Genomic DNA, 22,631 nt, shown 5'->3' with positions numbered 1-22,631 from the left:
CTTTTTTATAAAAGTTTTTTGAAAATTCTTTTAAAGCCCTTTTAAAGGGCTTTTTTTGACTGACACTGTCAGGCTTATGGAGCATGGTGATGCTTGTTATAGTCTCTTCATTGATTTGGAGAGCAAGATGGCAACAGAATTTAATCATGGGATTCGCATTGTAGAGGCTGGTGAGGATTCCCGTCCTTTAGCAACATTTGATCAAACCGCCCTTGGAGCGGTTGTTACAGCCCCTGATGCGGATGCACAGACCTATCCCCTTAACGAGCCCGTGTTGGTCTTTACCCATGAGACAGAGAAAATCCAAAAGCTTGGGACAAGAGGAACAGCCCTTGATGTTATCAATGCCGTTCGTGCGCAAGGGATTGAGGCACAAGTGATTTTCGTGCGGGTGGAGGAAAAGTCTACCATTGCTGAGACCCAAACCGAAATGGTGGGGTCAAGTGTTTCTTTAACCGGTGTTCATGCCCTAGCGCATGCTAGAGGGCATTTAGGGGTAGAGCCTGGAATTCTCTTAGCGCCAGCTTATAGTGCAGGGCGCCTTGATAATGGCAAAAACCCGCTAGCAGATGCTCTAGAACAGGTGGCAGAAAAGCTACAAGCCATTGCCGTGTTCGATACAGGGGGCAAAAATACGGAAGAAAGCCTTGCCTTTCGCGCGGATTTTTCCTCACGCTTTTGTTATCTGATTGACCCCTTTGTGCGGGTAGCAAATAGTGAGGGTGGTGTGAGTATTAAACCAGCAAGCCCCTTTGTGGCGGCGATGTTTATCAAACGTGACAAACAAAAGGGGGGTGTTTTTTGGTCCCCCTCTAACCAAGATGTGCATGGTATTTTAGGCACAGCACGCCCCATTAGCTATTTTGATGGGGAAATTGATCATGAGGCTAATCGCCTCAATCAAGCCGATATTGCCACCTTTATACCGGCACGCCTTAGCCAAAATGCGCATGGGCAAATGGCTGCTAATGGGCGCATTTTATGGGGCAATCACACCACCTCGAGTGATCCACTCTGGCGCTTTGTCAATGTGGTGCGCACCCGTGCAGCCTTGGAAAAAACCATCATTAACAATTTCCGCCCTTGGGCAAATGACGAAAACCTGACCGGTCAACATGTCATTGCCATTACCCGCAGCCTTACACAGTTTCTGGATGATCTGATTGCGCGTGGTGCACTGCTTGGAGGACGTGTTTGGTTTGACCGTGATTTAAATTCCAACAGCACTTTACAATTGGGAAAATTGCGGGTGGAATTTGATGCAGAAGAAGTGCCCCCTCTCGAAGACTTAAGCTTCGGCAGCCGGCGCAATGGCGCTTACTTTAATCGGCTCTCTGAAGATATCCAAAATAAAATGACATATGCCTTTGGTGATACGCTAGAGAGGTATCGCAAAGCAGCAAGGAGTGATGTATGACGTTAAGAATTGTTCGTGGTTTTACCCTGATTGTTGATGATGATGTCAATCTTCATCTTGATCTTGAAACGCTCAAACTTCCCACGTTGGAAGAAATCACCGAAACCTATCAACCAGGGGGCTCTGACATGCAAATTGATGTGAGTGGTCTTGGTGTGAAAGCTTTGAGCTTGCAAATGAAAATCCACAGCCACACGCCAGAAATCATCGGTATCTTTGGCGGTCCTCCTGGTCTTCGTCATAAATTTACCGGCAAAAAACATGTGGTGTCTGAAGAAGATGGGCGCGAGCATGAACATTCCATTGATGTTACAGGGCGTTTGGTCAAAGTCGATAGCGAAAGCTTAACAGCTGGAAAAGCCACAGGCTATGATTGCGAGATCAAAAATATTTGGGACTATACGGAATTTTGGGATGGCTCTGTTTTACATCGTTTCTCGTTTAAACGGGGTGGTTGGCTCGTGCGCAATGGGCAAGATATTGGTGGGCGTCGCCGTTCTATACTTAATTTATAGGAATTGATCATGACAAGTTTACAAACCAGTATTGAGGTGGAATTAGCTGTTCCCATTCTGTACCAAGACAGTGAGGGTAGGCAAGCGACACGGCATAAATTGACCTTTTATCGCCCCACGTTCAAACATGCCAAGCAATTGTCTGTGCTGATTGGACCACAGTTGACAGAGCTGCTTGTACCTGAATTTGCAGAGCAAAAAAAACCTAGCAATGATGTTCTCATTCTTAAGCTTTCACAAGTTTTGTTTACCCATGAGGCGACAGAAGGTATTACAGCGCTTTTGGCAGAGATGTCTCATGAATCTGTTGAACTTATTGATCGTCTTGATGTTGTTGATCTTGTGGCAGTGTTTAAGGCTTTTTTTGCTTTTTTTACGCAACGCCAATCCCCTATGCTGGACAATTTGGAGCAGAGCTAGCTCTTTATTATCACTGGTCGGCTCTAGAGATTAACCAGATGGATTGGCTTGATGTTGTCTCCTATCGCTATGAATTAGCCCGCCTGAAAGCCCAAGAATATGAAAGCCAAATGTTAGGATGAGATGCGATCATGGATGTTTCCCTTGTTGTGCGTTTTGTGAATCATCTGCAAGAGGGGATTGCCTCTGCCAAGCGAGACCTTGCAGCTTTCAGTAGCGATGTTGCGCATTTCCAAAACAAGACAAGGCAACACTTTAAAAATTGGTTTGACCCTAAGCACTTGAAGGAAGCCACAGCCAATACGGAAAATGCTTTCAACCAAGCGCGGGGGCGCATGGTAGGAGCCATTGCCCAAACCGCAACCTTAATCGCCCCTCTCTATAAAGCCATGCAATTCGACCAATCGATGAAAGGCTTGGAAAAAGTTCTGGATGCCCCCCTTGATCGTTTAAAGGAATTGCGCCGTTTTGCTTTGGAAACCTCCACCAAAATTCCTCTCGCCGCCCGTGAAGTTTTAGAACTGATGACCAGTGCTAGCCAAGCAGGGATTGGTGAACAAGATTTAGAAGCTTTTAGTGTTTATGCTGCCAAGGCAGCGGTCGCCTTTGATATGAGCGGAGATCAAATTGGTGAGCGCTTTGCCAAATTGCGCAATGTCTTTAAGCTTAATCAGGCAGGCATCGAAGATTTAGGCGATGCCATCAACCATCTTTCCAACCACATGGCGGCCAAGGCAAGTGAAGTCTCTGATTTTACCAATCGGGCTACCGGAGCGGCAACCATGTTTAAACTGACAGCCCGCGAAACAGCGGCTTTTGGTACGGCGATGATTTCTGCTGGGATTGTCCCAGAGAGTGCCGCGCGTGGTTTTAACTCTATCAGTGCGCGCATACAGGCAGGGGGGAAACATATTGAAGATGCTTTTGCCAATATTGGGCTTTCCCGCGAAAAATTCATGGAAGATCTGGACAAAGATGCCACTGGTACTTTGGTGCGCTTTTTTGATGTGTTGGGCAAATCAGAACAGGGTATGCGTTCGCTGATTGCCATTGCTGGGCGAGACTTTACCGGTGATTTTGCCAAATTGGTGGGTAACCCAGAGCTGTTAGGGCAAGCATTAGAGTATGTGAAAGATCCAAAAGTCTTTAAAGGCTCGGTAGAGCAAGAGGCGGACAAACAAGCAACCGGTGCTATGCGGCAATTTGAACTGTTGCAAAACCGTATCGTGGCTTTGGGGATTACCATTGGTGAAGTGCTTCTGCCCCCCCTCAACAGTTTGATGGAAAGTGTTGGTGGTTTTATCAATGTTCTTATGGCGTGGGCGAATGCTCATCCCACTTTAACAAGCGCCATTATCAAAACCATTGCCGCTCTGATGGCTTTTAATATTGCTTTGCGTGTGTTGCGCTTTACTTTTGCTGGCACACGTCTTGGGCTTCTTCAATTGATCACGTCTTTTATCAAGATGGGTGCTGTGAGTCGTGGTCTTGCTGCAAGTTGGCGCGGGCTCTTGGCTTCAGGGCGCTCACTGGGCTTGCTAACCGCGGGTCTTGGGGCAAGTTCACTTCGACTCTTGCGTCCCATGACTTTACTCGTGGCAGCGTTTCGGGGGATTATGATCTCAGGAAGTGCATTTGCTGCCGCTTTTGGTTGGATAGGGACAGCGATAGAAGTGATTGCTGCTGGCATAGCCTCTGTGGTTGGGGCTGTTTTTAGCCCAATCGGTGCTCTGATTGCTGCTGTTGTAGCTGTGATCGTGGCTGCTTGTTTTGTTTTGTGGAAATATTGGGATCGTTTTTCTTCCTTTGTCAAAGGTTTTGCACGGGGGCTAATACGCGCTTTTGGTCGTGCCTTTGAAGCCGTCATGCGTTTTTTTGGCGCCGACACGGCAACCATTACACGTTGGAAAAACATTATTGCTGCTGCCTTTGATTTCTCTGCCCATTGGCAAAAGTTCAAACAGGGACTTAGCGCTGTTGGCAAGTGGTTTGGCAATGTGTGGGAGGGCTTTAAACAAAGCCTTTCCAACTTTTGGAGCTGGTTGGGAAGCTTTTTTGCCCGCGAAAAGCTCTCTGAGGATGCCAAAGCAGGTATGGAACAAGCAGGGGAAGACTTAGCGAGTTGGATTGTCGATGGCTTTATGGGGACCATCACAGGCTTGATGGATTTTTTTAAATCTTTGCCCAGTCGCATAAAGGGCTGGATTGGATCGATTGATTTATCCGACCTGTTTCATTTGCCAAGTTGGCTTGGGGGCAAAACAACCATTCAACCCATAGCACAATTTGCAGGTCATTCTCATGCCAATCACTTGGGCTTAGAGCAAAGAGAGAAAGACCGCTCTACCATCACCCACAATCAAAATGTCACGGTGCATGTCAATGGCGCACGTGATCCCATTGCCACTGGTCGTGCGGTTAGTCACGCCATTCAACGCGCACGCGCCAATGCCCTCCATGGAGGGACCGAATAATGGCAGGAAGGCAATGAGGGGAGGGACACACAAACTTATGTATCGCACTCAAAATGTTACGGTGCATGTCAATGGCGCACGTGATCCCATTACCACTGGTCGTGCGGTTACTCACGCCATTCAACGGGCACGCGCTAATGCATTGCATGAGGGAATAGAATAATGGGAGGGAGCATGCAAGATCCTTTGATGATGTTAGGTCCACATCAATTTTATGTGGACTGGCTTAATTTCCAATCTTTTGAAGAGGAATTCTCTGCCTCATGGGTTTCTATGGAGCGTTTTGGCAGGTCGCCTAGTTTGCAATTTACTGGCTATGGCAATGATCCCAAAACCATTCATGGCGTTTGGTTTCCAGAAGAATTTGGTGACCGGGTTGCCATTGATGCCATCACCACAACGATCAAAAGAGCAAAGCCGGTCCAGATGCTTCGTTGGATCAATGATACCACCTATAGTGTCCTTCTCCATGGACCCGTGGTGATCACCAGTATCACGAAAGACCACGACTTTATCAGTCGCTCCGGTCAATCCCAGCGTATCCGCTATTCCATCAGTCTCTTACCCTTTTTTAATGGCGGAAAACCGCAAGGACAAATCCAAGTGGGGCAAACTCTATGAAGATACCAGAAAAGCGTGTTGTTGTAGAGCTGGAGGATATGAGTCTCGATCTCCTCTGCTTTCAACATGCCATGGCTGTGTTAGGGGACCGTTCTCAAGTTGGGTTATTAAACGGCTATTGTGAAGCCACATTGGAAGCCAATCCAGAGATTGCCAAATATGGTCCAATTTTACCACGAGGCTTAACGGTCATTTTGCCTGAATTCGCACTTCACAATCCCCAAAGTATGGTGAAACGGTTATGGGATTAATGCGCACACACCCTTTTATTGTGGTTAAGGTGGGAGAAAAACCTGTTCATGAGGTTTTTTACCAGCGTCTTTTAACCGCAACCATCACAGATCATGCCGGTAATGAAGCCGATACATTTGAAGCAGAGTTTGATGAGTGTGGCAATGATTTAGAGGTTCCCTCGAGCAACAGTGCACTACAGGTGATCTTTGGCTATGAGAACAGCATCCGTGCCTTTATGGGGTGTTTTGTTGTGGAGTCGGTTGTAAGTTGTGGGGGCAGTGATGGAGAAATCTTGCGCCTTTGCGGCAAAAGCGCTTCCATGCGTGCGGAGATCAAAGAACAAGACAGTGAACATTTTGACCACAAAACCATTGCTGAGATTATTGAGACCCTTGCCAAACGGCATGGTTATCAAGCAAAGGTTAGTCCTCAGTTCACCAAACAAACCTTGCCTTATGTGGTGCGCACCGATCAATCGGCCGTTGATTTTTTAACCCGCCTTGCTGACCGCATGCAGGCACGTTTTTTAATCAAGGACAATAAGTTTTTATTTTTAAGCGGCGATAACTTACCAACACTCGACATCTATAAACACGATTGTTCCAACTGGGAATTTACCCTCGAGCCACGCACCCAATATGGCACCATTGAAGCTGCTTATTTTGATCGCACAAAAGGGCAACAATTGTCTGTCAAGCATCAGACAGGTTTTAGCGGTCCCGTGCGGCGTCTGCGTGGTTGTTACATTTGTAAAGAAGAAGCACAGGCAGCTTGTGCCTCCGAATCAGACAGGCTTTGCCGTGCTATAGGCAGCGGTTCTTTGACCCTAGAGGGGCGCCCTGAAATCATGGCGGGTCAACCGCTTCTCCTGCAAGGGTTTCGAGGCGAAATCAATGGCCCATGGAAGGCTGCAACCGTGACCCATCGCTATGAAAAGCAAAGCGGATACATCACAGAAATCACCTTTGAGGCACCAGAGAAGGGAAAAGAGGTATGAGAAAATTAAATGTGTTAGAAACAGAAAACCCAAGAGACAATTTTGCCCCTTCTTTTCGGCAACTTCCCCATAATATTGAAGCAGAACAAGCGTTGCTCGGGGCCATCATGATCAATAATGATGCTCTTGAGAGCGTTTCTGATTTTCTCAAACCAGAACATTTTTTTGAAGCCTTGCATCAAAGGCTTTTTAATATCATCTTACAAATTGTTCAAAAGGGAAAAGTTGCAGATCCGATTACCATGAAGCTCTTTATTGCAAATGATGAGAAAATTGGAGATATCACAGTCTTTAATTATGTTGTTCGTTTAGCCAAAGAAGCTGTCACAATCATCAATACTCAAGATTATGGACAGGTTATTTATGATCTGTTTATTCGGCGTTCTTTAATTAACCTTGGCACTCAAATTGTGAATAGTTCTTTTGATACTCCCCTAGAACTTGCCCCTTCGCAACAAATTGAAGCGATTGAAAATCAGTTGTTTGAATTGGCAGAGAAAGGCAAATATGGAGCTGGTTTTGAAAACTTTGATACAGCCATTGCAAAAGCACTCAACATGGCAAGCGCTGCAAAAAAGCGTTCCTCACAGCTTTCTGGAATGGCAACCCATATTAAAACCCTTGATGAGAAAATGGGCGGGTTGCAACCATCTGATTTGATTATTCTAGCAGGGCGCCCTGGGATGGGGAAAACCTCTCTGGCGACCAATATTGCTTTTAATATTGCCAATGCTTGTAAGCGTGATAACAAAACACAAGAAAATGAAGGGGGGATTGTCGGTTTCTTCTCTCTTGAAATGTCAACAGAACAGCTTGCAACCCGTATTATCTCAGAACAAACAAAGGTTTCTTCTTCTGATATGCGTCGTGGTAATATCTCAGAAGAGCAATTTACCAACATCATTTACGCAATGCGTTCCTTACAAACAATCCCTCTTTATATTGATCAAACGGGTGCTGTATCCCTTGCACAATTGTCCGCCCGTGCAAGGCGTCTTAAACGACAACATGGTCTAGATGTTTTGATCATTGATTATATCCAACTGATGACAAGCGGTTCAAAGCGTTCTTCTGAAAACCGCGTTCAAGAAATTACAGCCATTACTATGGGTCTTAAAGCACTTGCAAAGGAACTCAATATTCCCATCATTGCGCTTTCGCAATTATCGCGACAAGTTGAAAACCGAACAGATAAACGTCCACAACTTTCCGATTTACGTGAATCAGGTTCAATCGAGCAAGATGCCGATATTGTGTTGTTTGTTTATCGTGAAGAATATTATCTCAAAAATGAAGAACAAAAAGAAGGCGCTCCTGAGTATCACAAATGGAAAGAGGCAATGGAGCAAGCTAAGGGCAAAGCCGAGGTTATCATAGCCAAACAACGCCATGGACCAACAGGAATCGTCCCTTTGGCTTTCCAATCTGACTTTACATGCTTTAGTGACCTAACGGATAACGACAACTTTCCAGAAATATCCGCTTGAGCTCAAAATAATGATCCGATGATTGAGAAGCAAAATCCCATAGATTCTCACAAAAAATGACGAATCTTAAAACAACCTTTGAAAGGTCTTTGAAGACCCTTTGAGAACCACTTAAAAATCATGTGAAACAAAATAAATTGGTACAAAACCTAGTGTCAAAATATACAAAACCTGCTGGCAAGCTACACTGGCAAGCTACAACCTGCTGGCAAGCTACACTGCTGGCAAGCTACAGCTGGGGAACTTGGATTCGAACCAAGATTGACGGAGTCAGAGTCCGCTGTTCTACCATTAAACTATTCCCCAATAAGCTAATGCCGCCACTTTTAGCAGATTTTAGTGTGCAGGCAAGGAGAAAAAACAATCTTTCTAACTATGAATAAGTAAGAGGGATTTATCGATAATAAAAGGCGATAGGAATGTCATTGATTGTTTCAATCTGAATATCCATATCATAAATTTCTTTAAGGATTTCTGGCTGCATAATTTCTTGTGGTGTTCCGCAATAGGCTGCTTTGCCCTTTTTAAGGGCAACAATCATATCTGAATACGACGATGCAAAATTAATGTCATGCATAACAATGAGAATGGTTTTTTTGAGTTCATCGGCTGTACGGCGTAACTGTTTCATCATAGCAACGGCATGTTTCATATCCAGATTGTTCAAGGGTTCATCTAATAGGAGATAATCGGTGTCTTGACAGATGACCATTGCAATAAAAGCACGTTGACGCTGTCCGCCAGAAAGTTCATCTAAAAAACAGTCTTTTAGGTCTTGTAAACCAAGATAGCGAAGTGCACTGTCAATAAATTGTTTATCTTCCTTATTATACCAGCCTTTTGAGTATGGATAGCGTCCAAAACTGACTAAATCATACACGGTAAGACGAAAGGATAAAGGATTCTCTTGACGCAGGATTGAGAGTTTTTGAGCTAAAATATCGTGAGGCATTTTATCAATATCACAGCCGTCAATATGAATTGTACCATTCTGGCATGGTAAAAGACGCCTTATCAGCATCAAAAGCGTGGACTTTCCAGAACCATTGGGACCAATGAGAGAAATAATCCCCCCTTTGGAAAGACGAAGGCACAAATCATCGATAATCAACCTTGCTCCATAAGATTTGGAAAGATGATTGATTTCAATCATTTTAGTTTTCCCTTCATCAGTAAGGTTAAGAAGACAACACCACCACAAAATTCAATAATAAAACTTAAACGTCCTGCCATATGAAAAATTTGTTCTAAAATAAATTGTCCACCAACCAGACAAATAATCGCCAATAATATTGCAGTAGGCATCACAACACCGTGTTTCACCTGAGGGGAAATTTCATAAGCAAGGTTGGCAACTAACAAGCCAAAAAAAGTTACGGGTCCTACCAGTGTTGTGGAAATGGATACGAGAATAGAAACAAAAATCAGAATAGCTGTAGCGCTTTTGCGATAATCCACGCCAAGATTGAGCACATTTTCGCGTCCCAAAGCAAGTACATCAAGCAGGTGCCGTGAACGCCAACCAATCAGACTCACAATGAAGACAATGACAGTAGCAAAGCCGATTAATGACGTATTGAATTTATTAAAATTTGCAAACATAATATCCGTTAAATTCATCATTTGGTCCGGATTGAGTTGCAATTGCATGAACATACGTAAACTGAAAAAAAAGCCACCTAAAATAACACCAATCAAGAGTGTTAGATGAAGTCCTTTTAGACTCCCTGAAAATAACCAGCGGAAAAGGCTTATGGAAAAGAGAATGAGAATGAAAGTTTCAAAAATCAACTGTCCTTCTTCGTTTAAAAAGGGTAAAGAAAGAGAGCCTACAAAATAAATCGTGGTGGTTTTAATTAAAATATAAAGCTGATCAAACCCCATAATTGAAGGCGTAAGCAGACGGTTATTGACCACTGTTTGAAATAAAATAGTAGAAACGGTAATCGTATAGGCAATAAGAAGAAGAGAGATAAGTTTTGTGAGTCGGAATGACCAAGTGTGGATGTTGACATTCCATGTCATGTAAAGACACGTTACGGTGCATGCCATCAAGATAAGCGTTGACAATACAAACGTTGTTTTTTTCTTTTTATCCAAGACGCTTTCTCCAGCGTAACAGCAGTATAATAAAAATAAAACTCCCGATAACGCCCATCATAGTACTGATGGGTATCTCTAAGGAAGGGTGAATTATTCGCCCTAAAAGATCACAAATTAAAACCAATCCTGCACCGCTAATTGCTACCCAAGGAGCAGTATGGCGCATATTATCGCCCATGAAACTTGAAACAAGATTTGGAATAATCAATCCAACGAAAGGAATTCGACCAACTGTACAGACAATAACCGCAGTAATTGATGCAACAATAAAGAGACCCAAAAACATAACAGCACGATAATTGAGTCCAAGATTATTGGTTAAGTCCTCTCCCAAACCAGCAACGGTAAAGCGATCAGCCGTGAAATAGGCAAAAATGCAGAGGGGAAAAGAGAACCATAAAAGTTCATATTTTCCCTCCAAAATCATTGCAAAACTGCCAAATAAATAGCCTTGAAGAGAGGGAAGCAACATTTCATAATCAGCAATGGCGTTGGTGAGGGAGCCAATAACATAACCTAGCATAATTCCGACCAATGGTACCATGAGAGCAGATTTGAAAGGAATTTGACGCAATAAAAACATAAAAAGCAGTGTACCGGTCATGGCAAAAATTGTCGCGATCATCATTTTCCCTAAAACAGGAATATCGGGCAGAAAAATCATGACAAAAAGAATGCCAAGGGACGCGGATTCAACGGTTCCAGCGGTAGATGGTTCAACAAAGCGATTTCGTGCAAGCAGTTGCATAATCATGCCAGAGAGTGCAAGTGCTGCACCTGTTAGCAGCACTGCAATTGTACGAGGAAGACGGGTTTGCCAGAAAATAAGCCAGGCATGTGGATTGCTTGATAAGAGGTCAGAAGGTGTCACATCGGAATAACCAACAAAAATGCTGAGAATAGACAGAAGAATAAGAATCGTTATGATGATCCAATAATTTTTCACGTTAAATCATTTTCTAACAAAAAAAGGCTGTTATTAAACAGCCTTTGCTCTTAAATTTTATTGCGACAGCACGCAAGTTATTTTACGCTTATTTGTTTTTTGTAAAAGCTTCATTGATTTGTTGTGCTGCCTCATTAAGCCCAGTTAGACCACCAGCTGCGCGATACCAGCTCCAAGAGTCTAAATAAATAATCTGTTTTTGTTTGCCAGCTGTTGTACGATGAACAAGTTCATTGTCAAGCAATTGTGCTGCAGATTGACCTTCCCGTCCAATTGCTGCATCCCGATCAATAACCAACAACCAGTCAGGATTGGTTTCAAGAATAAACTCAGGGGAAATGAGCTGTCCATGTTTTTGTACTGTGAGTTTATCGGTTGCAGGAGCAATTCCAAATGCTGAATGAATAATATCAAAACGTGACTTTGGACCCAAAGCACTGATTTTACCACCAGAGGTCATAAGGACAAGTCCTGTACCTTTTCCTTGCGTATTTTTACGAACTTCTGCTAAATTTGCATTGAGCTTGGCAATCTCTTCGTCTGCTTCTTTTTCTTTGCCAAAAATTTTTCCAAGGATAGACACATTCCGTTCAATATCTCCAAGAGAATTTTCATTTCCTACGGTTAGATCAATGGTTGGAGCGATTTTAGATAAATCTTTATATTTGGCTTGAGTTCTCGAGGAAATAATAATTAAATCAGGTTGAAGGGCAGCAATTTTTTCATAATCAGGTTCAAAAAGGGAGCCAATTTTTTCATATTTTGCATCATTAAACTGCTGTAAATAGGAAGGTTTCTTTCCTTCAGGAATACCGATCACAGCTTTGATACCAAGGCGATTCATATTATCAAGCGAGGCAATATCAAATACAATAACCTTTTGTGGAGAGGTGGGAACAGAAGTTGTGCCTGAAACATGATCAACTGTTATATTTGCATCAATACTCACCCCCGCCCATGCAAATGTTGCAAAGCTCATTGCAACAACAAAAATGGAAGCTACCCATTTCAGATATTTTATCATAGTTATTTATCCTTTATTTCACAAAATATTTAAGGGTTTACACACTTAAAAACTTAACTTAGACATTTTTATGTACAAAATTATGCACAAAATAGTACTATAATAAGATGCGATATGTTGTAAAATAGACTAATGTATGTTACAAAACGTGCACTTATCTTATTTTCACTTAATTCTAGTGCTTTTGCAAGTTATATTTAGAAAGTTTGACATATGATCAATGTAGTTAAAAATCGCGCACGTTTGTGCGCACTGACAACGAGTGCTCTCTTCTTTTTACAAAGTGTGGATATTTCTGTGGGAAACGGAGTTCTGCAAGGAAACGATTTATCATACGATTTCCAATCAAATAGTTTGTCCCCAGGCTATTTGTACGGGAGGCAAGGAATACAATATTCTTCTTATCCAAGTCCTGTACGTAGTTCAGTCATGAAGAGCGCTTCTTCTCCGCAAGCTTTGCCGGGTGCGAGGATTGTGCAGCCTCAGAATAAGAGCTCGCAGGGCAACGAAAGATTATATAACGGAAGATCATATACTTGTAATGCTCAGAATTATAAGGACGATAATTCACCTATTATCTGTCAGGATGGAAGAAAGCATCAGGTAAAATTTGGTGGTATTCAAGTGAAGAGCTATGGTGATAATGCTGTGCAAGTGATAGGGAATATAACGAGTTTCCAGAATTTGAATGATCTTCAGGACTTGTCTATAGCCATACAGAATGGAAAGACAGAAGTTGATTTGTACAATATGTCTATTGAAGGTAAGTATTCATCTGCGCAGCGTGCTCATCGTGCTTCAATGGAGAGGGGATTTGGAAGCGCTATATTTACTGGAACGGCTGGAAAGGCTGTATTAAATAACTCAAGGATTAAAAATTTTGTTGCTGGGCTTGAAGCTCAAGATGGTGGTAAAATTGTCATGAAGGGAGGGAAAATAGAAGGAGCTCATATAGGTGCTTTGGCTGTTTCTGAATCTTCTATTTTTTTGGAGAGGACAGTTATCGATGTGAGTAAAGACAGTGGATATAGTAACGGTCTTCATAGTCTTGCTTTATCTGGAATCAAGATGAAATCTGGGACTATTACTTTTGCACAAGGGGGAATAGGAGCCATATCGGAGGATTATAGCTCTGTTGTACTCGAGGGGGTTGGTATTAAGGTTAAGTCGTATGAAAGGGAGGATGGTGAAGAGAAAGAAGGACCAGACGCTATAGGTTTTTTGTCGAAGGGAGGCTTTGTTTCATTCAATCAAGGAAAGTTTAGTGGTTCTAATGTTGCTGTCTTATGGTTGACTGATGAATCTTTTTCAGCATTCCGCAGGGATCTTGATAATGTTAAGGGTAGTTTTTCTAAGAATGGGGATTATGCTTTTGTTCCTCAGATCGATGATAAGGCTCAGGGCTCTTTACCAGATATTGATTCTCTTGGTGATGCTGCCAGTGTGGTGCAAAAACATAACGAGAACGAGATTGGTTCAGTATCCTTGAAATTGTTTGCTAGTATGAAAGAGTCAAATATTATAGTAAATGGTAAGGACTCTTACGGTATATATTTTGATAAGAAAATGTTGGAAAAATCAAGTGATATCTTATCTCCTTCCAATCATTTGTCGCCACTATCTAGTTTATCTCCAGCACGTCCTCCAGCACGTCCTCCAGCACGTCCTCCAGCACGTAAGGATTCTACACGTAGCGTTTTTTTGAAAGCAACTACTCTTAATGTTCCAGAGGGTATAGCTATTTATGGTAAGGATTCTAAGGGGAAAGTTATTTTAGGGGAGCAATCGAAACTTTCTGGGAGTTTGTTATTGAAAGCAGCTTCTGGTTTTGATTTGACGGTTTTAGCTCATAAAGCTACACTAAGAGGTGCTGCTCATGTTGATAAGGATGCACGTGCTGAGCTTAAATTATCGGAATCAGAATGGCATTTAGAAAAAAGTAAAGGTTGGAAATCTTCGGGGATGAATTGTGTAGATTCGTGTGTTTCCGCTCTTACTCTTGTGACTGATTCTGCATCTAATTCTAAAGGTAGTTCTATTGGATTTATACCTCCGGAGAATGGGAAAAAAGATTATCAAACACTTCGAATCGGAGATGGGAAGGGTAATGTTTATGTATCCTCTGGGAATTCAAACAAGATTTATTTGAATGTAAGTCTAGAACCGTTGTCTAAAGATTCTCGTAATGAGCAAATATCTGATAGAATTTTGATTCATGGTAATGTTTTGGGAATAACTACGGTGTATATAAACAACCAGCATATGTATAGTGCTGTAAATAGACAGAAACCTCAAAACGCAGTTGCAAATGGAGAACACAAAGATCAATATCGTAGTATTCCAATTATCCAAGTTTATGGAAATACACAGAAAGGGGCATTTAAGCTAGAAAGCGAGTATATTACGTTGGATGGTTCTCCTTATCAGTATATTCTTCGTGCTTATGGTCCAGAGGTTGCTCCGGGAATGCAGAATTTTGGTGTAGGTCTTTCAGGAGATGTTTGGGATTTCCGTTTAGAAGGAAAAAAACAAAATGCTCAAGGACAATATGTCCCCCCTGCCCATCCTACTGCCTCACACATAGCGTTAGACAAATATATGGGTTACGATTTTTCTCCGCATGGTGTACCAGATTCTGCATTTGCGGATAAGCTTTTGAGTTTGAAACTGCTTCCAAATGATGTATATCCTAGTCCTTCTGTGCTTTTTAATGCACAGGGAGACGTGATAGGTTATGATTATAGCTATCTTGAAGGTGTTGAGGATTATGAGGGCTTGGAATTTGATTTAGAGGAAGAGGAGGATGATTTACAAGTTCTTCAGTCTTCGGGAATGGGACGTTCTTTGCTTTCGATCGATTCTGAGACGGGTAGCCTAACCGATAGAGATGAGGATGATACTCTAAGTGAAGACTTGGTTCGCCAGTATCTCCAGCGTTATCAAGTAGAGGATTCTCTGTCGTTGGTGTCTGAAATAGATGGTCATGATGCGGATTTAGGGTATCCAACGTCTACTTCTGAAGTGCCTGTTCTACCTACTCCGTTATCAGAAACAACGGGAAGGAATGGTACGACTTTAAGTATGTCTTCTTTTCCTACCTCAAGTGAAAACGTTAATCAGCTGCAAACAACAGATAATAGCGGTGAAAGTTTAAGTATTTCTCTTCTTTCTAGCTCAACTGGGGACGCTAATCAGAATGAAGCAGAGTATAATATAGATGATACAGGATATTATATAGTAGATGGTGATCTTACTACAGGCACTGGAGTCTATACATATGGTGTAGGTACAGGTGAATCTATTCTGAACGCAGGCGATGATGTAGGTGTTTCTCTTCTTTCTAGCTCAACTGGGGGAGCTAATCAGAATGAAGTAGAATATGATATAAACTATGGAGAATATGATGATGGATATGATGGATATGATGATGATGAATATGATGATAATATAGTGGGTGGTGATCTTACTACAAATGCTTTAGTTTATACATATGATTTAGGTACAGGTGGATTGACTTCGAACACAGGAGATGAGAGCGATGGAACTTTGAGTATTCCTCCTCTTACTGGCTCAGCAGGAGATGTTAATCAGAATGAAGAAGAGCGTAATGCACTTCCTTCCTCTACAGGGGCTCCTGTATCTGCTTCTATTCCTTCAGAGGAAACTAAAAATGTACCTAGGCAGATTGTTCCATCTTCTGCGCGTGCGAGGTCTGACGTAGGTGGTTTGCGTGTGAATTTAGGTTCTGGGTCTGCTGCATCTATTATAAATGTTTCTGGTAGTTCGGGTCCTGGAAGACGTGGTTCTACTATTTCTGTTTCGTCTAAGAAAACTGAACAGACGTCTACTCAGGCTGTTACACCTTCTGCACCTCAATCTACGGGATCAAAGAGTTCTGAGGGGGTAACATCTACTGCTAGTAAGAGTGCTGGCGTGCCTAAGGATGCTACTACGTCTGTTGGTTCTACTGATCTTAAGAAAAAAGTGGCTGTACCTAAGAAGGAGGATAAACCTGTAGGACGTACTCTACTTTCGACTGGAGATGCTAAAACATCTGATGTTAGTTCGTCTACTGTTTCTTCTCATTCAGTATCTACCATCCCACAGTCATCTGGTGCTGTATCTACTGATGTACCTGTCAATGGTGTTGGGCAAAACAAAGTGTCTTCTCAGTGTGATAACTTACAAGGCAATGGAGCGGAAAAACAGCAAGTTGCTTATTCGTGCAGTGATGGCAAATCGTATACAATGACAAGTGTTACATTGAAAGCAAGTGGTGCGACTCAGCGTTCTATGCATGCAAAACAACAGAATACCGTTATTACATTAGAAGCTGCTACCATTATTGGTTCTGAGGCTGGTAGCGGTAATCCTGTGAGTGCTGTGCTTGCGGAAGAAAAAGCAGAAATTGTTTTGGATAAGAAATCAACAATTCAATCTTCTTCGATTGGGCTTGAAGCACAAAAGGGTGGAAAAGTTAAAGTCATTGAAGGAACAGTCAATGCTAATTATGTAGGCGCTTTGGTTGATTCTGGATCATCTATTAATTTAAAGGATACAAAAATTAATGTGATGGCGGATTCGGCTGTTGCTGGTCTGGCTAGTCAAGGCGGTGAAATAACAATGGATTCTGGTTCTATTAGTGTTACAGGTGGAACGGCAGTGAGATCAGAATCAGGAGGTAATGTTAATTTAGACAAGGTTAATATTACTGTGAAGAAACAAGCAGGAACGTCAGATTCTGCAAAGAAGGTTGAGCGTGCTGCTATTCTGTTGAATAATAATGGCTCTGTTGATTTGAAGAATGGGACTGTTTCTACTGATGCCACTGCTTTGTGGGTTAAAGAAAATGGTGATGCTTTTGAAGTGGGAACTTCTAGGAGAAGAAGATCTTCTGACGTTCGTCCTTCTTTAAATCGTGCGAATATCGAGTTTTCTACCGTTAAAGTAGAAGGCAATGGTAGCCATGGCATATATTTTGATGGAACAAAACAAAAAGAAGATCAGCAGCAGAATCAAAATAAGGCTTCAGAGAAAGCTGGTGCTATTGAGAAAGTAAGTGTTGTTAAACCCAATGCTGTATTCCAACAGGAAGAAACACCTATACATGTAACAGGGGCAATTTCATTGAAAAAAACGAACTTTGAAGTTGCAAATGGTATAGCTGTTTATGCTAATAACTCTAATGGACAGATTTCATTAGAAAAGGAGACAATTCTTGCTGGTGATGTGCTGTTGAGCGCTGAGAATAATTCTAGTATACAAGCTTCGCTTGACAACTCTGTTGTTGTAGGTAGTGCGCGCGTTGGTAAAGGTTCTTATGCAAAATTAGATTTGACCAATAAATCAGCGTGGATTCTTACAAGAAGTGCACATAAGATTGATGAACAAAATTCAGAATGTGTGGATTCATGTATCTCATCTTTAAGTCTTGTAAATAGTCGTATGAAGTTTTTAGCTCCGAAATCTGAAGAGAAATATCAAACACTTCACATTGGAGAGGGTAAAGGTATTGTCTACAGAGCAGGAGGTGATGCTTCAATTCATCTCAACGCACATTTAAGCCCTAACGATCCAAGTGGTGCACAAGTGACAGATAGGCTTGTCATTCGTGGTGATGTTGCTGGAAAAACGATAGTACATGTGCAGGGACTTTCGGAAAATATAGCCAATAAGGAGCATGCTAAGATTCCTCATAGTGTTTCAGTCATTCAGGTTTATGGAACAGCAGCAAAGGACTCTTTCCAACTGGGTGGTAATTATGTTGCACTGCAGAATTCACCTTACAAGTATACTCTTCGTTCTTACAGCCCAAAAGCGACTGCAAAACAGGAGCATGTTGAGCAGAAATTTATTAAGGATGGTGGGGAATTCTGGAACTTCCGTTTAGAAAATCAGTATGTTAAGTCTACTCTTCCTACACTTGCATCTGGTTTTCCTGAACAATTTGTCAGGTCTGTTGTTCCACAAGTTCCAACTTATTTGCTCTTGCCAAATAGTGTATTCCATGCCGGCTTGATGGATGTAAATAACCAAAGTAAGCAGTTGGAAGCATTACGAGCTACTTACAATGGAATGGTAGAGGTTCGTGAAAATCCTGCTTTATATTTGCGTGGATATGGTGGAAGTTACCGTTACACTTCAGATCTGTCTGCACTTGAGTATGGTTACAAAGGTGATCTTAACTATAAGGGTGTAGAGGCGGGTGTTTTGTTGCAAACAATTGAGAATACTGACAGTGCTCTATCCTTTGGAGTTCTGGGATCTTATGGAAAACTTTCCCTACAACCTGTAGATGTTGAACAAAGCCAAGAAAGTGCATTTGATAAATGGACAGCTACAGCATATGGTAGTATGCAGCATGATGCGGGCTTCTATGTAGATGGTCTCTTGTCCTATGGTCTGCTCAAAGGTGATGTTCTTACTCTTGCACGGGGCAAGACAGCAACATTGAAGGGGCATCCTTTAAGTGTTTCCTTGACAGGTGGTCAGACAATTGCAACGGGATATGAAGGATTTGTCGTTGATCCGCAAGTTCAGGTTGTTTATCAGCATCTCCAGTTTGAGAAAGCCCGTGATATTGACAGTTTTGACATTGAAATGGGAAAGCTTGATCAGTGGGTAGCACGTGTTGGTGGACGTGTAACAAAGACTCCTAAGGGATCTGAAGGAGTGGATGCTGTAGCCTTTTATAGTAAGCTTTATCTTGTACATGGTTTTGAAGGAAAGAAATCTGTGCAGTTTAAAGATGCTTTCCAGTTAGGTGCTTTTGGTTCTTCCTTAGAAGCTGGGTTAGGCTTTAATGCTAAATTGTCTTCAGCGTTTTCTCTTCATGGTGACGTTGCTTATCAACATAAGCTCAATAAAGCTGGTTTTTCTGGAACAAGTTTTTCCGGAGGAGTACGTTATCAATTTTAACATAAGGTACGGTACGTACTTTTTAGAAAAGGCAGCACTCTGTGCTGCCTTTTTTCTTTGTAACAATATTTGGCGATCAAAAAATTTCTTTTGGGAATATGAGTGCACAATATATTTCGTTTTTTGCATGAAAGCATTTTTATTATGCTTACATGAATTTTTATAAATTTTTCTGATAATCATAATCCTGCTACGTATTCTTTAGTCACTTCTTTAATGGTGAATGCTTCCATCACTAGCACAACAATAGATACGGGTGCTTAGTGTTTATAATACGATATCTTAATTTCGTTTTATGCTGATCTGTTTAGCCACTATCATGTTTGATGTTTGCTAAAACGTGTTTTTTAGAATTCGTTTTTTACGAATTGGATCAATATTTTTACGCATATATCTTTAATCATTTTTAAATAAACATTTTTTGGTTGTAATTGTCATTAATTTGCACGCACTGATTTTATTTTTCTTTACACGAAATACAGAATGCATTATACACGTATAAATTGTACTGAATAATCATTCTCTTATTGGTAGTTTTGTGTTACCTATAGAGCTTCCGCCAAGTTTGTTTTGGTCATTCATTACACGGTTCAAATGAGCGGTCGATGCGTTCCTTTGGTTACACCTTTTTGTATTTTAAGGGGTGCAGAGGGATGTTTTTACGAATGCTTTTGTTTTCAATGAGAGGGGAAAGAAGGTTTCGAGGGAACTATGATTAAAATATTTAGACATCGTGTGTGTTTATATACTGTCACAACGGCTATTATTTCTTTGTTACAAAATGGAGTAGTGGCTAGGGCCAATGCAGAGGAATCTGGGAGTGGATATATAATTACTGTTACTCCTAAAAATCCATCTTATAAGATCAGTGTTAGTTCTGTTCCCCCTAATTCACCTCTTTCTAGTTTATCTAGTATATACACTACTTTTCCTACAAGAGAGATTTCAAGCGGATCTAGTAATGTTGAGCCTCATAGCAATTTGAGTACAATGATTGGAGGTAATAGTAATCTTAATGGGAGCCGTGGAACTTCTCTCTCTGGAGAAGAAGGTGACCGTGAATCACCTCATGTTGGTTCTATTTTACTTAATGGAAGCAATAGCTCTAAGCCCCTTAAAGGAATAGGTGGGGATAGGGATAAGGGTAGGTATATTTATACATATGACAGATCGGGGAAGGAAAGTAAGCTTACTCTATATGATGGATTTTATTATATATGCAATAGTTGCGGAACGGATACAATTAAGGATAAATCTTACCAGTTTACGGATGAGAAAATTGATGGGGTTGCATCTAATCGTATTGCTATAACAGTAAAAAAAGCATCTGCAAAAGTAAAAGGGGAAAATATAACTGTCGGTGGTCAAGTTGCAGAAAAATCTTTTGAACGTGGTGTGTCTGTATCAGAGGGGGGAGAAATTACTTTAGCCAATTTCAAACTAAATAATGCAAAGGTAGCTCTCCACGCTAGTAATGGGAGCATTGATATAAATGGTGGGACTATTGGTGAGAGTGCAACAGCTATTCAAGCGATAGGTAAACCTACATATGTTACATTAAAAGATATGAACATTAAAACGGATGATAAAGGTGAAAAAGCAAGTGTGTATAGTTATGGTGGTTCAGAAGTTCATGTGAGTGGTGGATCGCTTGAGTTTATGAATGGTCATGGGATTTCTGCCACATTAGAGGCAGCAGTAAGTCTCGATGGTGTTAAGATTATTGGGAAGGGGAAGGAAACAAATCTAAATAATCATGCGGTGTTACATACGGATTTCGGTGGTCCTCTTAATTTAAAAGCTGTTACTGTTAATGCTATGAATATCCATGGCATATTATTAGAGAATACTGTCAAGACTCCTAATTCGATTCCTTTACCTAAAGATTCTGAGTCTGATTTTACTGTGTCTGAGATTAATGTTGAATCTTCTTCTATTGCAGTAGAAGGTGATGGAGCTCATGGTATATATTTTAAGGGAGGTAAGCCGTGGGAAAACATCAATGATCAAGAAAGTTTATTGAAGGAAGAAGTTATCTCCAGAATGGATGTTGTTACTTTAAGTAGAACAATGTTTTCAGTTTTAGGAGGTACAGCTCTTTATGGTACTGGTGAAACGAATGGTGCTGTCAGTTTATTACAGAGTACTCTTCATTCAGAGGGCTTATTGTTAAAGGTTGAAAAAGGTGCTTCTATCATGGTTTTAGCAGATGCTTCTGATCTTGAAGGCCGTAGTGAAGTTGATGAGAGCTCTAATGCTGAACTTTATTTAAGCAACGAGTCTGCGTGGATTTTACAATCCAAAAAACAGAGAAATCAGCAGGAGTCTGAGATTATAAGAGATTCATCTGTTTCACTTGTAAGCCTTATGAATGATAGTACTATTAAGTTTACAAACTCAAAGCCTGATAGTGATTATATTTATCATACACTCCGCATTGGAAATGGCATTGATGATGTTTATAAGGTACAGGATGGTGGGCATATTTATTTTAATACTTTCTTGGATGCAGGAGGTGATATTAATAAGCAACAGACTGACCGTCTTTTAATTCATGGTGATGTTTCTGGTACAACGACAGTTCATGTGAGCGCTGTTTCAGGAAGTCTAGGAGGATCTACGGGCAGTGGGGGAAATGATCAAGGGATTTCCATCATTCAGGTTTCTGGAGAAGCAAATCAAAACTCTTTTAAGTTAGATGGTGATTATGTTACATTGAGCGGTTTACCTTATCAGTATAAGCTTTATAGTTATGGTCCAACATCTGATTTGGGAAAAGCGAACCCTGCTCAGAGATTAGTGAAAGGTTCAGGGGACTTTTGGGATTATCGCCTTGAAACTGGATATATGAAACCTGAACCTTCTCCTCCAGCTCCTCCAAGACCAGAGCCTGAACCTGAACCAGGACCTTCTCCAACGCCTCCGGTCCCTCCCAAACCAGAGCCAGAGCCAAAGCCTCGTCCTAAGGTTGTTGTTCCGCAAGTTTCAACTTATCTGCTCTTGCCAAATACCTTATTCCATACAGGTTTGATGAATGTTACGCATACAAACAAGTGGTTAGAGTCTTTGCGCATTGTTTCTGGTGGAATGTTAGAAAGGCGTGACAATCCTGCGTTCTTTGTGCGTGGTTATGGTGGTAATCACCGTTATAGGTCAAACCTGTCTCGGCTTGAATATGGTTATGGAGGTGAGATCGATTATAATGCCGTTGATGCAGGTGTTTTGCTCCAAACATTTGAAAATGCCTATGGTGCGACTTCTTTTGGAGTTATTGGATCTTACCAAAGACTTTCTCTACAGCCTCTTGATGTTGAACAAAGCCGAAAAAGTACATTTGATAGATGGGGAGTTACGGCATATGGTGGTATGCAGGGAGATACAGGATTTTATGCGGATGGCCTTTTGTCCTATGGTCTGTTTAAAGGAGATGTTCACACCCTTGCACGGGGTAAGACGGCAACATTAAAGGGTAAAT

The 22,631-nt window shown here is 41.5% G+C and carries 15 protein-coding genes and 1 tRNA gene; 11 read left to right on the top strand and 5 right to left on the bottom strand.

The genetic code is table 11. The annotated features are described in order from the left end of the window. Window positions 1–127 precede the first annotated feature (127 nt). The 9 genes from PVV64_RS07355 (at window position 128) to PVV64_RS07315 (ending at window position 8,165) form a co-directional block, all read left to right on the top strand. Window positions 128–1,417 (top strand): phage tail sheath C-terminal domain-containing protein, encoded by a 1,290-nt coding sequence (locus tag PVV64_RS07355; protein WP_273760243.1) that lies wholly within the window; start codon window positions 128–130, stop codon window positions 1,415–1,417. After that, the gene (locus PVV64_RS07350; RefSeq protein ID WP_273760204.1) at window positions 1,414–1,932 is read left to right on the top strand and encodes a phage major tail tube protein; all 519 of its coding nucleotides are present in this window, start codon (window positions 1,414–1,416) and stop codon (window positions 1,930–1,932) included. The genes PVV64_RS07355 and PVV64_RS07350 overlap by 4 nt, the downstream gene beginning before the upstream one ends. A gap of 9 nt (window positions 1,933–1,941) precedes the next feature. Further along, window positions 1,942–2,352 (top strand): hypothetical protein, encoded by a 411-nt coding sequence (locus PVV64_RS07345; RefSeq protein ID WP_273760205.1) that lies wholly within the window; start codon window positions 1,942–1,944, stop codon window positions 2,350–2,352. A gap of 131 nt (window positions 2,353–2,483) precedes the next feature. Beyond that, window positions 2,484–4,826, top strand: coding sequence for a phage tail tape measure protein (locus PVV64_RS07340; RefSeq protein WP_273760206.1), 2,343 nt, complete (start codon window positions 2,484–2,486; stop codon window positions 4,824–4,826). A 37-nt stretch (window positions 4,827–4,863) separates the two neighbouring features. Then, window positions 4,864–4,989 (top strand): hypothetical protein, encoded by a 126-nt coding sequence (locus PVV64_RS07335; protein ID WP_273760443.1) that lies wholly within the window; start codon window positions 4,864–4,866, stop codon window positions 4,987–4,989. 11 nt (window positions 4,990–5,000) lie between these two features. Beyond that, on the top strand, window positions 5,001–5,447 hold the full coding sequence (locus PVV64_RS07330; protein WP_208442478.1) for a phage tail protein: 447 nt from the start codon (window positions 5,001–5,003) through the stop codon (window positions 5,445–5,447). Continuing rightward, window positions 5,444–5,698: a tail protein X gene (locus PVV64_RS07325; protein WP_273760208.1), complete on the top strand. Its 255-nt coding sequence runs from the start codon at window positions 5,444–5,446 to the stop codon at window positions 5,696–5,698. The genes PVV64_RS07330 and PVV64_RS07325 overlap by 4 nt, the downstream gene beginning before the upstream one ends. Further along, entirely contained in the window at window positions 5,698–6,678 is a 981-nt protein-coding gene (locus PVV64_RS07320; protein ID WP_273760244.1) for a phage late control D family protein, read from the top strand. Before PVV64_RS07325 ends, PVV64_RS07320 begins: the two co-directional genes overlap by 1 nt. Next, on the top strand, window positions 6,675–8,165 hold the full coding sequence (locus PVV64_RS07315) for a replicative DNA helicase (protein ID WP_273760209.1): 1,491 nt from the start codon (window positions 6,675–6,677) through the stop codon (window positions 8,163–8,165). The genes PVV64_RS07320 and PVV64_RS07315 overlap by 4 nt, the downstream gene beginning before the upstream one ends. A 235-nt stretch (window positions 8,166–8,400) precedes the next feature. On the opposite strand, the gene PVV64_RS07310 is transcribed toward PVV64_RS07315, so the two are convergent. The 5 genes from PVV64_RS07310 to PVV64_RS07290 all read right to left on the bottom strand — a co-directional run bounded on the left by PVV64_RS07310 (window position 8,401) and on the right by PVV64_RS07290 (window position 12,238). Beyond that, window positions 8,401–8,471: transfer RNA gene (locus PVV64_RS07310), tRNA-Gln, on the bottom strand. 88 nt (window positions 8,472–8,559) lie between these two features. Continuing rightward, window positions 8,560–9,318, bottom strand: a complete 759-nt coding sequence (locus tag PVV64_RS07305; RefSeq protein WP_273760210.1) for an ABC transporter ATP-binding protein — start codon at window positions 9,316–9,318, stop codon at window positions 8,560–8,562. Further along, the gene (locus tag PVV64_RS07300; protein WP_273760211.1) at window positions 9,315–10,265 is read right to left on the bottom strand and encodes an iron chelate uptake ABC transporter family permease subunit; all 951 of its coding nucleotides are present in this window, start codon (window positions 10,263–10,265) and stop codon (window positions 9,315–9,317) included. The genes PVV64_RS07305 and PVV64_RS07300 overlap by 4 nt, the downstream gene beginning before the upstream one ends. Further along, entirely contained in the window at window positions 10,258–11,214 is a 957-nt protein-coding gene (locus tag PVV64_RS07295) for an iron chelate uptake ABC transporter family permease subunit (RefSeq protein ID WP_273760212.1), read from the bottom strand. The genes PVV64_RS07300 and PVV64_RS07295 overlap by 8 nt, the downstream gene beginning before the upstream one ends. 88 nt (window positions 11,215–11,302) lie before the next feature. Beyond that, a complete protein-coding gene (locus PVV64_RS07290; protein WP_273760213.1) occupies window positions 11,303–12,238 on the bottom strand; it encodes a siderophore ABC transporter substrate-binding protein in 936 nt (311 codons plus the stop codon). Window positions 12,239–12,451: 213 nt separating this feature from the next. On the opposite strand from PVV64_RS07290, the gene PVV64_RS07285 reads away from it, so the two are divergent. Beyond that, a complete protein-coding gene (locus tag PVV64_RS07285) occupies window positions 12,452–19,156 on the top strand; it encodes an autotransporter outer membrane beta-barrel domain-containing protein (RefSeq protein WP_273760214.1) in 6,705 nt (2,234 codons plus the stop codon). Between the two features lie 711 nt (window positions 19,157–19,867). After that, the coding region (locus PVV64_RS07280) for an autotransporter outer membrane beta-barrel domain-containing protein (protein WP_273760442.1) at window positions 19,868–22,631 on the top strand (2,764 nt) is incomplete at its 3' end.

It is taken from the genome of Bartonella sp. ML70XJBT.G, assembly GCF_028618575.1.
Taxonomy (GTDB): Bacteria; Pseudomonadota; Alphaproteobacteria; order Rhizobiales; family Rhizobiaceae; genus Bartonella.
This window is presented reverse-complemented; position numbering and strand designations above follow the sequence as displayed.